General features: G+C 72.3%; 10 protein-coding genes. All 10 read left to right on the top strand.

Annotation, left to right across the window (positions count from 1 at the left end; genetic code table 11):
* Positions 1–10: 10 nt before the first annotated feature.
* Genes ACN9M0_RS27980 through ACN9M0_RS27935 form a run of 10 tightly spaced genes read left to right on the top strand, consistent with a single transcriptional unit; the run spans position 11 to position 13,140 of the window.
* The gene (locus tag ACN9M0_RS27980; protein ID WP_366041459.1) at positions 11–2,206 is read left to right on the top strand and encodes a bi-domain-containing oxidoreductase; all 2,196 of its coding nucleotides are present in this window, start codon (positions 11–13) and stop codon (positions 2,204–2,206) included.
* Complete coding sequence (locus ACN9M0_RS27975) at positions 2,203–4,146, top strand: alginate lyase family protein (RefSeq protein WP_366041460.1); 1,944 nt, start codon at positions 2,203–2,205, stop codon at positions 4,144–4,146. Before ACN9M0_RS27980 ends, ACN9M0_RS27975 begins: the two co-directional genes overlap by 4 nt.
* An 11-nt stretch (positions 4,147–4,157) precedes the next feature.
* Positions 4,158–5,699 (top strand): right-handed parallel beta-helix repeat-containing protein, encoded by a 1,542-nt coding sequence (locus ACN9M0_RS27970; protein ID WP_426404389.1) that lies wholly within the window; start codon positions 4,158–4,160, stop codon positions 5,697–5,699.
* A 1-nt stretch (position 5,700) separates the two neighbouring features.
* On the top strand, positions 5,701–6,951 hold the full coding sequence (locus ACN9M0_RS27965; protein ID WP_366041461.1) for an O-antigen ligase domain-containing protein: 1,251 nt from the start codon (positions 5,701–5,703) through the stop codon (positions 6,949–6,951).
* A gap of 7 nt (positions 6,952–6,958) precedes the next feature.
* Positions 6,959–8,170 carry a glycosyltransferase gene (locus ACN9M0_RS27960; RefSeq protein ID WP_366041462.1) on the top strand — a complete coding sequence of 404 codons (1,212 nt, stop codon included), beginning with the start codon at positions 6,959–6,961 and terminating at the stop codon, positions 8,168–8,170.
* Positions 8,167–9,402 carry a methyltransferase domain-containing protein gene (locus ACN9M0_RS27955; RefSeq protein WP_426404388.1) on the top strand — a complete coding sequence of 412 codons (1,236 nt, stop codon included), beginning with the start codon at positions 8,167–8,169 and terminating at the stop codon, positions 9,400–9,402. Before ACN9M0_RS27960 ends, ACN9M0_RS27955 begins: the two co-directional genes overlap by 4 nt.
* On the top strand, positions 9,399–10,196 hold the full coding sequence (locus tag ACN9M0_RS27950; protein WP_426404387.1) for a glucose-1-phosphate cytidylyltransferase: 798 nt from the start codon (positions 9,399–9,401) through the stop codon (positions 10,194–10,196). Before ACN9M0_RS27955 ends, ACN9M0_RS27950 begins: the two co-directional genes overlap by 4 nt.
* Positions 10,193–10,840: a PIG-L deacetylase family protein gene (locus ACN9M0_RS27945; RefSeq protein ID WP_366041465.1), complete on the top strand. Its 648-nt coding sequence runs from the start codon at positions 10,193–10,195 to the stop codon at positions 10,838–10,840. The genes ACN9M0_RS27950 and ACN9M0_RS27945 overlap by 4 nt, the downstream gene beginning before the upstream one ends.
* Before the next feature lie 3 nt (positions 10,841–10,843).
* Complete coding sequence (locus ACN9M0_RS27940; protein ID WP_366041466.1) at positions 10,844–11,869, top strand: NAD-dependent epimerase/dehydratase family protein; 1,026 nt, start codon at positions 10,844–10,846, stop codon at positions 11,867–11,869.
* Positions 11,857–13,140, top strand: a complete 1,284-nt coding sequence (locus ACN9M0_RS27935) for a DUF4910 domain-containing protein (protein ID WP_426404386.1) — start codon at positions 11,857–11,859, stop codon at positions 13,138–13,140. Before ACN9M0_RS27940 ends, ACN9M0_RS27935 begins: the two co-directional genes overlap by 13 nt.

Below are 13,140 nucleotides of genomic sequence, written 5' to 3'. Positions count from 1 at the left end.
GAGGACTTCGGTGAAACAGGTCGTACAGAACTACAAGAGCGGTGAGCTGGCGCTGCTCGACGTGCCGGTGCCCGGCTGCAAGCCGGGCGGAGTGCTGGTCCGGACCGCCTTCTCGCTGATCTCCACCGGGACCGAGCTCATGAAGGTCTCCGAGGCCGGCATGTCGATGGTGGGCAAGGCCCGCTCCCGGCCGGACCAGGTCGCCAAGGTCGTGCAGAGCGTGGCCACCAACGGGGTGCCCGCCACCTACCGCAAGGTGATGGGCAAGCTGGACTCGTACACGCCGCTCGGCTACTCGCTGTGCGGGGTGGTCGAGCAGGTCGGCGCCGGGGTCGACGACGTGAAGGTCGGCGACCTCGTGGCCTGCGCCGGCAACGAGCACGCGCTGCACGCCGAGCTGAACTGGGTGCCGAAGAACCTGTACACCCCGGTGCCGGACGGCCTCGCGCCGCGGCACGCGGCCTTCGGCACCGTCGGGTCCATCGCGCTCCAGGGCATCCGGCAGGGCGAGCCGCAGCTCGGCGAGGTGGCGCTCGTCATCGGCCTCGGTCTCATCGGGCAGCTGGTGGTGCAGCTCCTCGCCGCCGCGGGCGTCCGCGTCGTCGGCGCCGATCCCGACCCGGCACGCTGCGAGCTCGCCGAGCGCCTGGGCGCCGAGGCCTGCGGCGATCCCGGTTCGGCCTCCGTGGAGGCCGCCGTCGCCGAACTCTCCGGCGGTCACGGCGTGGACCAGGTGTATCTGGCGGCCGGTGGCGGCAGCAACCAGCCCGTCGAGCTGGCCGCCCGGCTGTGCCGGGACCGCGGCCGGGTCGTCGACATCGGCAAGTGCCGTCTGGACCTGCCGTGGAACGCGTACTACGAGAAGGAGCTCGATGTCCGCTTCTCCCGCAGTTACGGCCCCGGGCGCTACGACCCGGAGTACGAGCTGGAGGGGCGGGACTACCCGATCGGCTACGTGCGCTGGACCGAGCGCCGCAACCTGGCGTGCTTCCTCGATCTGATGGCCCGCGGCCGCGTCGACGTGGAGCCCCTGGTCTCCCATGTGGCCGACTTCGACGAGGCCGTCGAGACGTACCGGTCGCTGAAGGACGGCGAGCTGAAGGCCGTGGCCGTGCTGTTCCGGTACCCCGAGCAGGCGGAGGAGGCCGGGGCGGAGGCGCCGGCGGTGGCCGTGCCCGCGGTGAACGTGAAGCCGGCGAAGGCCCGGCGCGCCGGGTCGCCGGTACGGCTCGCGTTCGTCGGCGCGGGGAACTACGCGACGTCGATGCTGCTGCCGCACCTGGCGCAGCGCGAGGGCGTCGAGCTGTCCACGGTCGTCACCACTACGGCCCTGTCCGCGGCCAACGCGCAGCGGAAGTTCGGCTTCGCCCGGGCGACCACCGATCTCGACGCCGTGCTCGGCGACCCGTCCGTCGACGCGGTGTTCGTGGTCACCCGGCACAGCTCGCACGCCGAACTGACCCGGAAGGCGCTGCTCGCCGGCAAGGCCGTGTTCGTGGAGAAGCCGCTGGCGCTCGGCGAGGACGAGCTGGCCGGTGTGCTCGCGACGGTGGAGGAGTCCGGCAACGACCGGCTGCAGGTGGGCTTCAACCGCCGGTTCGCACCGCTGCTCCAGGAAGCAAAGAAGCGGTTCGGTGCCCGGACCGGTCCGGCGAACCTCCGCTACCTGGTCAACGCGGGCCGTCTGGAGCACGGCAGTTGGTACCTCCGGCAGGGCAGCGAGGGCTCGCGGTTCGCCGGCGAGGGCGGGCACTTCATCGACACGGCGAGCTGGCTGCTCGACGCCGACCCGGTCTCCGTGTACGCGGTGGCCACGCCCGGCAACGAGGACCTCCAGGTCGTGCTGCGCTACCCGGACGGCTCCACCGCCACCATCAGCTACGTCACCACCGGCGCCTCCGCCTTCCCCAAGGAGACCCTCGACCTGGTCGCCGACGGCAAGGTGCTGCGGCTCGACGACTTCGTCCGCGCCTCCGTGTATTTCGAGAAGAGCACAGCCGGACCCAAGCGGTGGGTCAGTTCGCGGCTGCCCAAGGCCCGCGACAAGGGCCAGAACGCCGAGCTGGCCGCGTTCGTCCGGGCCGTGCGGACCGGCGGGCCGATGCCGGTGCCGCTGGAGTCCCTCGTCGCCACCACGGCGGCCACCCTCGCCGTGCCGGCCGGCCTGGCGGCCGGCGCGCCGGTGACGCTGGAGAAGCGGCGATGACGATGAGCGCAGGCTGGTACCTGCGCCGACTGTCCGCGATGGGGCCGCAGGAGGTCGGCGGCCGGGCGGTCGACACGGTACGCAGACGGCGGTGGCGCTCGGCACGTCCGGAATGCCCGGCCGTGACCGGCGCACGGTTCACCGCCGCACTCCCCACCGGGGCACTCGACGCGGTGGCTCCGGACGCCGCGAAGCGTCTCGTCGCCGAGGCGGACCGGCTGATGGCCGGCTACGCCGAGTACTTCGGGGTGGAGCGCGACGACCTGGCCGACCCGGACTGGTGGTTCGACCCGAAGACCGGGCGCCGGGCGCCGTCGGGGTACGCGTTCGACGTGCCGTACCGGGACGAGGAGACGGTCGGGGACATCAAGCAGATCTGGGAGCTGTCCCGGCACCAGTACCTCACCGTGCTCGCCGCCGCCTACGCGATCACCGGGGACGAGCGGTACGCCGAGCGCGTGGCCGAGCACCTGCGGTCGTGGTGGGCGGTCAACGCGCCGCTGCGCGGCGTGCACTGGACCAGCGGCATCGAGCTGGGGATCCGGCTCCTTTCCTGGGTGTGGATCCGGCGGCTGCTCGACGGCTGGCCGGGCACGGCCGGCCTCTTCGAGGACAACCCGGTGGCGCTCCGGCAGATCTGGCACCACCAGCGCTGGCTGGCCGCGTTCCCCAGCCGGGGGTCCTCGGCGAACAACCACGTCATCGCCGAGGCCGCCGGGCAGTTCGCCGCGGCCTGCGCGTTCGACTGGTTCCCCTCCTCGGCGCGCTGGCGGGACGACGCGCTGCGCTCCCTCGACCGCCACCTGCGGAGCAACACCTTCCTGTCCGGCCTCAACCGCGAGCTGGCGTCCGAGTACCACGGCCTCGTTCTCGAACTCGGTCTGGCCGCGCTGGCCGAGGCGGACGCCGCCGGCGTGCCGGTGCCCGCGACGGTCCGGCTCGTGCTGCTGCGGATGACCGACGCGCTCGCGGCCGTCGTGGACAACCGGCTGCGGCCGCCGCGCCAGGGGGACGCGGACGACGGGCACGGTCTGGTCGTGGACGGCGCGGGCACCGACCGCTGGGGCTCGCTCCTCGCCACCGGCGACGCGGTGTTCGGCCGGCTCGCCTGGTGGCCCGAGGTCACTGGTTCCGATGTGCGCACCTCGCTGCTCGCTGCGCTGATCAAGCCCGGCGTCAGGAATGGGACCCGCCCGGCGAGCCGGCCGGTCCACTTCCCCGACGCCGGCACGACGATCCTGAGGGGTCCGGAAGAGATCTGGGTCCGCTGCGACGGCGGTCCGCACGGGTTCCTGTCCATCGCCGCGCACGGGCACGCGGACGCCCTGTCCGTGGAGGTCCGGCACGACGGGGTCGAGGTGCTCGCCGACCCGGGGACGTACTGCTACCACGGGCAGCCCGAGTGGCGGCAGTACTTCCGGTCGACCCTCGGCCACAACACCCTGCGGCTCGACGGCCGTGACCAGTCCGTCTCCGGCGGCCCGTTCCTGTGGACCCGGCACGCCGAGAGCCGCGTCCTGGTCGCGGACACCTCCAACCCGGAGGTGTCCCGCTGGTGCGCCGAGCACGACGGCTACCAGCCCTCGACACACCGCCGCCGGGTGGAGCTGACGTCGACGAGCCGGGAGCTGCGGGTCGTCGACGAGGTGCGGGGCGGCCCGCGCGCGGCCGTGGAGCTGGTGTTCCACCTCGGCCCGACGGTCGCCGCGGAGCTGGTGGGGAGCCGGGCGGTGCTCACCTGGACCGTGGACGGCGAGGACCGCTCCGCGGTGCTCGACCTGCCCGCGCAGCTGTCCTGGCGGTCGCACCGCGGCGAGAGCGACCCGCCGCTGGGCTGGTACTCCGCGGGCTTCGGGCGCAAGGAGCCCGCCACCACGCTGGTCGGCACGGGCGTCGCCGACGGCGCGGAGTACGTGACCGTACTCGGGTTCCACGGCTAGGGAGGAGGACCTTGGGGATCATGTGGCGGCACCGGGCGGTGCCGGCGGCACTGCTTGCGCTGCTCGTGGCGACCGGCTGCGAGGGCGGCACGCCGGACGCGGGGTCGAAGCCGGACGCACGGCCGAAGGCCACCGCCGCTCCGACCACGTCCGCGGCCGTGGCCCGGGTGTGCGCCAAGCCCGCGGCCGGTCCGGCGAAGGCTCCTGCGGGCGCGGTGACGGTCGACCCCGGGGTCGTCGGTGACCTGGCCGCGAAGACCGAGGACAGCCCGCCGCACACCACGTTCTGGCTGCGGCCGGGCCGGCACAGGCTGGACCCGGGCGAGTACGACCAGGTCCTCCCCAAGGAGGGGAACACGTACCTCGGGGCGCCGGGCGCGGTGCTCGACGGCGCGAAGACCAACCACTACGCGTTCGGCGGCACCGCCCGCGACGTCACCATCCGGTACCTGACCGTGCAGGGTTTCAACGCGCCGCAGGACGAGGGCGTGGTCAACCACGACTCGGCCGACGGGTGGGTGATCGAGCACGCGACGATCCGGAACAACTCCGGCGCCGGGCTGATGGCCGGTGCCCGCCAGCAGGTCCGCGCCAGCTGCCTGCGGGACAACGGGCAGTACGCGATGAACGCCTACAAGGCCGGTGACTCGATCAAGGGCCTGGTCGTCGAGGGCAACGAGATCACGGGCAACAACACCGACGACTGGGAGCGGCGGCAGCCGGGCTGCGGCTGCACCGGGGGCATGAAGTTCTGGGCGGTCGACGGCGCCGACATCCGCGGCAACTGGGTGCACGACAACCGCGGAGCCGGACTGTGGGCGGACAACAACAACAACGACTTCCTCTTCGAGGGCAACGTCCTCGACGCCAACGACGGTGCCGCGCTGATGTACGAGACCAGCTACAACGCGGTCATCCGGAACAACACGATCCGACGGAACAACTGGGTCGAGGGCCGCGCGGCCGCCAAGGACGGCGACGACTTCCCGTACGGGACCGTCTACGTGTCCGAGGCGGGCGGCGAGCCGCGGATCCCCGCCCGCACCGACAGGATCGAGATCTACGGGAACGTGCTTGAGGACAACTGGTCGGGAATCACCCTGTGGGAGAACGCCGACCGGTTCTGCAACAGCCCGGCCAACACCTCGACCGGCTACTGCACCCTGCTGGTGAAGGACACCAAGCGCTGTGCGCAGCCCGGGATCGCGACCGCGCCGCTCTACGGGGACTGCCGGTGGAAGACCCAGCGGGTGGACATCCACGGCAACCGCTTCGTCCTCGACAAGTCCGTCCTCGACTGCACGGTCCTGTGCGACCGCATGGCGGTGCTGTCCAACGAGGGCACCTCTCCGGACTGGTCGCCGTACAAGGGCGACCGGGTGGCGCAGGCGATCACCCTCCGGCAGGACAACCGCTGGCACGACAACGTCTACGTCGGGCCGTGGACGTTCGTCGCCCACGACGCGGGCCGGACGCTCGGCTCCGGGCAGTGGCAGGGCACGCCGTACGGGCAGGACGCGGGCAGCACCTTCCGCGCGCAGGACGGTGGTTGAGATGCGTACCGCCGAGAGGCACACGGACGGGCCGCCGAAGTCGGTCGGGACTGCCTGGGCGCTCCTCGCCCTCAACGTGCTCGGCTCCGCCGGGGCGAAGACCGTCGTCACGATCCCCCGCTCCCTCATCCAGATGGTCACCATGGGAGCGCTGGTCGGCGCGTTCACGCTGGCGCTCACCGCCAACCTCCGGCTGCGGATCCGGCCCAGCGCCTACGTGTTCCTTCTGACCCTGCTGCTCGTGCCGAGCCTGATCTCCAGCGTGGACGTCGGGGCCGGCGCGCTGTTCCGCTGCGCGCGCCTGGCGCTGTTCGTCGGCACGCTGTGGCTGCTCAGCCGCTGGTGGGACGGCAGCCTGACGTTCATCCGGTACCACATCCGGTGGTACTTCGCGGTGCTCGTCCTGGTGGCCGCCGGCCTGGTCGTCTCACCGGGCACGGCCATGCCCGAGTACTACGGCGGGCGGCTCGTCGGCGCGTTGTGGCCGCTCACCCCGCCGCAGATCGGGCAGTACGCAGCGGTGGTCATCGGGCTCACCGTGCTGCTCCTCCTCGGCCGCCGGACCACCGGGGCGAGCTCGGCGGTGGTCATCGTGCCGTCGCTCGTGCTGCTCGCGATGACCCACACCCGGACGGCGACGCTCGGCATGATCATCGGCCTGGTCCTGGCGATCGGCTCCCTCATCCTGACCAGCGCCGCGGCCCGCCGGTTCTTCGCCTGGGCGGTGGTGTGCGCCACGGTGGCCGCGGTGGTGTTCAGCTCCGCGCTGCAGGCGTGGTTCCTGCGCGGGCAGAGCCAGGAGAACTTCTCCAACCTCACCGGCCGGGCCAAGGTCTGGGACTCCCTCCTCTCGGCGCCCCGGACGACCGGGGACACGATCTTCGGCCTCGGCCTGGGCGACAAGTCGTGGGACGGGCTGCCGATCGACAACAGCTGGCTGGCGATCTACAACGAGCAGGGGCTGCTCGGGGCCGCCATCGTGGCGGCGTTCCTCCTCGCGCTCGGCGGCATCGCGCTGCTGCGGCCGCCGTCGCTGTCGCGGGCCTGCGCGATCTTCCTGATCAGCTACTGCGCGATCTCCTCGTACACCGAGGTCGGTCTCGGCGACGCCTCGGCGTATCTGCTGCATCTGGCGCTGGCCGCCTCGCTGCTCGCGGCACCCGCCCCGGCCGAGCCGCTCCCGACGCCCGGGATTCCTCGGCAGAGGTCCGACATTCCCCGCATACGTGTTCCGCGATGGGCCCGGAGGTGACCTGACCATGCATGTCCTTGTGGTGCACAACCGCTACTCCTCGGCGCAGCCGAGCGGGGAGAACAGAGTCGTCGACGAGGAGGTGGGACTGCTGCGGGCCGGCGGCCACCGGGTCGAGGTGTTCGAGCGGCGCAGCGACGACATCGCCGCCCGGTCGCTCCTCGGGAAGGCCGCGGTGCCGCTGCTGGTGCCGTGGAACCCGGCGGTCCGCACGGAACTCGCGGCCCGGCTCCGTACCGACCGGCCGGACGTGGTGCACGTCCACAACGTGTTCCCGCTCCTGTCGCCCGCGGTCCTCGCCGCCTGCGCGGACGTCGGCGTGCCCGTCGTCGCCACGCTGCACAACTACACCCAGGTGTGCCCGCCCGGCACGCTGCACCGGGACGGCCGGCCGTGCACCGAGTGCGTCGGGTCGGCGGCCTCGCTGCCCGCCGTCCGGCACGGCTGCTACCGGAACTCCCGGCTCGCGACGGTCCCCCTCGCGGTCAGCCTGTCGGTCAACCGGCGGCGGTGGTGGTCCGGCGTGGAGCGGTTCTTCTGCATCTCCGCGGCGCAGCGCGACATCCTGGTGCGGTCCGGCATGCCGGCCGAGCGGCTCGTGGTGAAGCACAACTTCGTGCCCGATCCGGGCGCCGGCCGGACGGGCGCCGGCGAGCACCTGCTCTTCCTGGGCCGGCTCGCGGAGACCAAGGGCGTACGGCTCCTCATGGCCGCGTGGGACGAGATCGCGGCGGACGGCGGTGTGGGCGTGCCGCTCGTGATCGCCGGCGCGGGGCCGCTGGAGCCCGAGGTGACCGCCTGGGCGGCGGGCCGGGACGACGTGCGGTACGTCGGCCTGTACGACCCGGACCAGTGCAGGGAGGCCGTCGCGCGGTCGGTCGCGGTGGTGGCTCCCTCGATGGCGAGGGAGACCTTCGGCCTGGTGGTCGCGGAGGCGATGGCGGCGGGGGTCCCGGCCGTCGCCGCCGGTCACGGCGCCTTCGTCGAACTCGTCGAGGACGGGGTGACCGGGCTGTTGCACGAGCCCGGCGTTCCCGCCTCGCTCGCGTCCCGTATGCGCGGGATCGCGACGGAACCGGCTCGCAACCAGGAGATGGGCCGGGCGGCCCGGCGCCGGTACGAGCAGAGCTTCAGCCCGGCCGTCGGTCTGGAGCGTCTGGTGGAGGAGTACCGCTCCGCGATCGCGGGGCGGACGGAATCGATGGGGGGCAGTAGATGACACGATGCCGACTCTGCGGCTCGGCGGCGCTGGGGAGCGTCGTCGATCTCGGGGCGACACCGCCGTGCGAGAGCTTTCTCGCCGCGGACCAGCTGGACCTGCCGGAGCCTGCGTACCCGCTGCACCTGCGGGTCTGCACCGACTGCTGGCTGGCCCAGATCCCGCCGCTGATCACGCCGGAGGAGACGTTCGAGGAGTACGCGTACTTCTCCTCGTTCTCGACCTCCTGGGTGGAGCACGCGCGGACGTTCGTCGCGGGCGCCGTGCGGCGGCTCGGTCTCGGCGCGGACTCCTTCGTGGTCGAGGTCGCGAGCAACGACGGCTATCTGCTGCGGCATGTGGTGGACCGGGGGATCCGCTGCCTGGGCGTCGAGCCCTCGGTGAACGTCGGTGCCGCGGCACGCGACGCGGGGGTGCCCACGGTCACCGAGTTCCTGTCCCCGGACACCGGCTCGGCGGTCCGCGCCGAGCACGGCCCGGCGGACCTGGTCGTGGCCAACAACGTGTACGCGCACATCCCCGACGTGGTCGGGTTCACCCAGGGGCTGCGCGCCCTGGTCGCCGACGACGGCTGGGTCTCCATCGAGGTGCAGCACCTGCTGACCCTGATCGAGGAGAACCAGTACGACACGATCTACCACGAGCACTTCCAGTACTACACGGTCGCGTCCGCGATCCGGGCCCTGGCGAGCGGCGGACTCACGCTCGTGGACGTCGAGCTGCTGCCGACGCACGGCGGCTCGATCCGGCTGTGGGCCCGGCCGGCCGAGGTGGCGGGCGAGCCGAGCGGCCGGGTGGCGGAGGTGCTCGACCGGGAGAAGGCCGCCGGGCTCCAGGAGCTTTCCGGGTACGCGGAGTTCTCCTCCCGGGTGGCCAAGGTGCGCCGGGACCTGCTGCGGTTCCTCATCGAGGCGGCCGAGCGCGGCGAGACGGTCGTCGGCTACGGCGCCCCGGGCAAGGGCAACACGCTGCTGAACCACTGCGGCATCCGGCCCGACCTGCTCGCGTACACGGTCGACCGCAACCCGTACAAGCACGGCAGGTTCACGCCGGGCACCCGCATCCCGATCCTGCCGCCCGAGCAGATCGCCGCCGACAGGCCGGACTACGTCCTCGTCCTCCCGTGGAACCTGCGGGCGGAACTGGTCGAGCAGCTGTCCTTCGTGCACGACTGGGGCGGCCGCCTCGTCTTTCCCATCCCGGAGCTGAGCATCGTCGAGGTGAACCGATGAAGGTCGTCCTGTTCTGCGGCGGTTACGGGATGCGGATGCGCAACGGCACCTCCGACGACGTGCCCAAGCCGATGGCGATGGTCGGCCCGCGCCCGCTGATCTGGCACGTCATGCGCTACTACGCGCACTTCGGGCACACGGAGTTCATCCTGTGCCTCGGGTACGGCGCGCACCACATCAAGGACTTCTTCCTCAACTACGAGGAGACGACGTCCAACGACTTCGTGCTGCGGGGCGGGCGGACCGAGCTGCTGTCCACCGACATATCCGACTGGACGATCACCTTCGCGCAGACCGGCATCGAGTCGCCGATCGGGGAGCGGCTTCGCCGGGTGCGGCACCACCTGGACGGCGACGAGATGTTCCTCGCCAACTACGCCGACGTGCTCACCGACGCCCCGCTGCCGGAGATGATCGACCGGTTCTCCCGGCGCGACGCCGGTGCGTCGATGATGGTGGTGCCGCCGCAGTCCTCCTTCCACTGCGTGGAGTTGGGCGAGGACGGCCTGGTGGGGGGCATCACCGCGGTCAGCGAGCTGCCGCTGTGGGAGAACGGCGGCTACTTCGTGCTCCGCCAGGAGGTCTTCGACCACATCCCGGAGAACGGGGACCTGGTCGCCGACGGATGCGCCGGACTGGCCAAGGAGGGCCGTCTGGTGGCGCACCAGCACCGCGGCTTCTGGAAGCCGACCGACACCGTGAAGGAGCGGGCCGCGCTCGACGAGTCCTACGCCCGGGGCGAGCGGCCGTGGGCCGTGTGGGAGCGGGACGGCGCCGCCGTGGGGACCGCGTGATCCGGCTCGGGGCCGGGCCCCTGGGCCGGATCGTCGCGGTGGGCGCGCACTGCGACGACATCGCCATCGGCGCCGGCGGCACGCTCCTCACGATGTGCCTGGCGCGGCCGGGCGTCCGTGTCGACGCGCTGGTGCTCTCGGGCGGTGGCGGCGAGCGGGAGCAGGAGGAGCGGGCCGCGCTCGCCGCCTTCTGCCCCGGTGCCGACCTGCGGCTGACCGTGCTCAAGCTGCCGGACGGACGGCTGCCGGCGCACTGGGAGGAGGCCAAGGCCGCGGTCGAGGAGCTGCGCGCGGGGACGGAGCCGGACGTCGTGCTGGCCCCGCGCACCGAGGACGCGCACCAGGACCACCGCGGTCTGGCGCGGCTGATACCCACGGCGTTCCGCGACCACCTCGTGCTCGGGTACGAGATCGTCAAGTGGGACGGCGATCTCGGCCGTCCCACGGCGTACCAGCCGCTGTCGCCGGAGATCGCCGAAGAGAAGGTGCGGCTGCTGCAGGAGCACTACCCCTCGCAGCGGCACCGGCCCTGGTACGACCGGGAGGCCTTCCTCGGCCTCGCCCGGATCCGGGGCATCGAATGCCACGAGCGATACGCCGAGGCGTTCGCCGTCACCAAACTCACGCTCAACCTGGGGGGTTGAACCATGCGCGTACTGCTGACCGGACACCAGGGATACCTGGGAACCGTCATGGCCCCGGTCCTCGCGGCCGCCGGGCACGAGGTCGTCGGTCTCGACGCCGGCCTGTTCGCCGACTGCGTCCTCGGCCCGCAGCCCGCGGATCCCGCGGGGCATCGGGTGGACCTGCGCGACCTCACGGCCGAGCACGTGGCCGGGGTGGACGCCGTGATCCACCTGGCCGCGCTGTCCAACGACCCGCTGGGCTCGCTGGCGCCGGACCTCACCTACGACATCAACCACCACGCCTCCGTACGGCTGGCCCGGCTGGCCCGCGACGCGGGCGTGCGGCGCTTCCTGTACGCGTCGACCTGCTCCGTCTACGGCGCCTCCGGCGGCGACGACCTGGTGGCCGAGGACGCCCCGCTGCGGCCGGTGACGCCGTACGCGGAGTCCAAGGTGCGGGTGGAGGACGACCTGCACGCGCTCTCCGACGGCGACTTCAGCCCGGTGTACATGCGCAACGCCACCGCCTTCGGCTACTCCCCCCGGCTGCGCGCCGACATCGTGCTGAACAACCTGGTGGGCCACGCACTGCTGTCCGGCGAGGTGCTCGTGCTCTCCGACGGCACGCCGTGGCGCCCGCTCGTGCACGCCGCCGACATCGCGCGGGCCTTCGCCGCCGCGCTGGTCGCGCCGCGGGAGGCGGTGCACGACCGGGCGTTCAACATCGGCAGCGAGGTCAACAACGTCACGGTCGCCGAGATCGCCGGGCAGGTCGCGGAGGCCGTGGACGGCTCGCGGGTCAGGATCACCGGGGAGAACGGCGCCGACCCCCGGTCGTACCGGGTGGACTTCTCCCGGTTCCGCGCCGCGATCCCCGGCTTCGACTGCGAGTGGACGGTGAAGCAGGGCGCGCTCGAACTCGCCGACGCCTACCGGAAGCACGGGCTCACCGGCGAGGACTTCGAGCGGCGCTTCACCCGCCTCGCCGTGCTGCGCGCGGCGTCCGAGGCCGGCACCGTCGACGAGACCCTGCGGTGGCGCCGATGACCACGGCCGGCGAGGAGATGTACGCGCTGGTGGAGCGGTTGTACCCGCTGTGCCGGAGCATCACCGGCGACGGGGTGCGCGCCACCCTGGACATCGTCGGCGAGTACATCCCGCTCCAGGTGCACGAGGTGCCGACCGGGACGCAGGTGCTCGACTGGACGGTGCCGCAGGAGTGGAACATCCGGGACGCGTACGTCGCCGACGCCGCCGGCCACCGGGTCGTCGACTTCGCCGCGTCCAGCCTGCACGTGCTCGGCTACAGCGTGCCGGTGGCGGCGACCATGCCGCTGTCCGAACTGCGCGAGCACCTGCACACCCTGCCGGACCGGCCGAACTGGGTTCCGTACCGCACCAGTTACTACAAGCCGGACTGGGGTTTCTGCCTGGCGCAGGAGACCCTGGACGCGATGCCGGACGGCGAGTACGAGGTGCGGATCGACTCCACGCTCGCCGACGGCCACCTCACCTACGCCGAGCACGTGGTCCCCGGGCAGGTCGCCGACGAGGTGATCGTCTCCTGCCACGTCTGCCACCCGTCGCTGGCCAACGACAACATGGCCGGCGTCGCGGTGGCGGTGTTCCTGGCGCGAGCCCTCGCGGAGCGGACGCCGTACTACACCTACCGGTTCGTCTTCGCGCCCGGCACCATCGGGGCGATCACCTGGCTGGCCCGCAACAAGGAGCGGGTGGATCAGGTGAAGCACGGGCTCGTACTGGCCTGTGCGGGCGACCCGGGCGGGCTGACGTACAAGCGGAGCAGGCGCGGCGACGCGGAGATCGACCGGGTGATGCAGCACGTCCTCGCCGCCTCCGAACGCCCGCACCGGGTCAACGAGTTCACTCCGTACGGCTACGACGAGCGGCAGTACTGCTCGCCCGGGTTCGACCTCGGCGTGGGCTCGCTCACCCGTACCCCGTACGCCGGCTACCCCGAGTACCACACCTCTGCGGACGACCTGGACTTCGTCTCCCCGGAGGCGATGGCGGACACGCTCGCCGTCTGCCGCGAGGCGTTCGGCGTGCTCGACCGCAACCGGCGGTACCTCAACCTCAGCCCGTACGGCGAACCGCAGCTGGGACGACGAGGGCTGTACGACGCGGTCGGCGGCCGCAGCGACACCAAGCAGGCCCAGATGGCCATGCTCTGGGTGCTCAACCTCTCCGACGGCGAGCACAGTCTGCTGGACGTCGCCGAGCGGTCCGGGCTGCCGTTCGACACGGTCACCGCCGCGGCCGACGCCCTGGGCGCCGCCGGGCTGATCAAGGCGTGA

The organism is Streptomyces sp. R-07 (assembly GCF_049913175.1).
Classification (GTDB): Bacteria; Actinomycetota; Actinomycetes; order Streptomycetales; family Streptomycetaceae; genus Streptomyces.
Note: the sequence above shows the minus strand (reverse complement) of the source record. Positions and strands in the feature narration are given on the sequence as shown.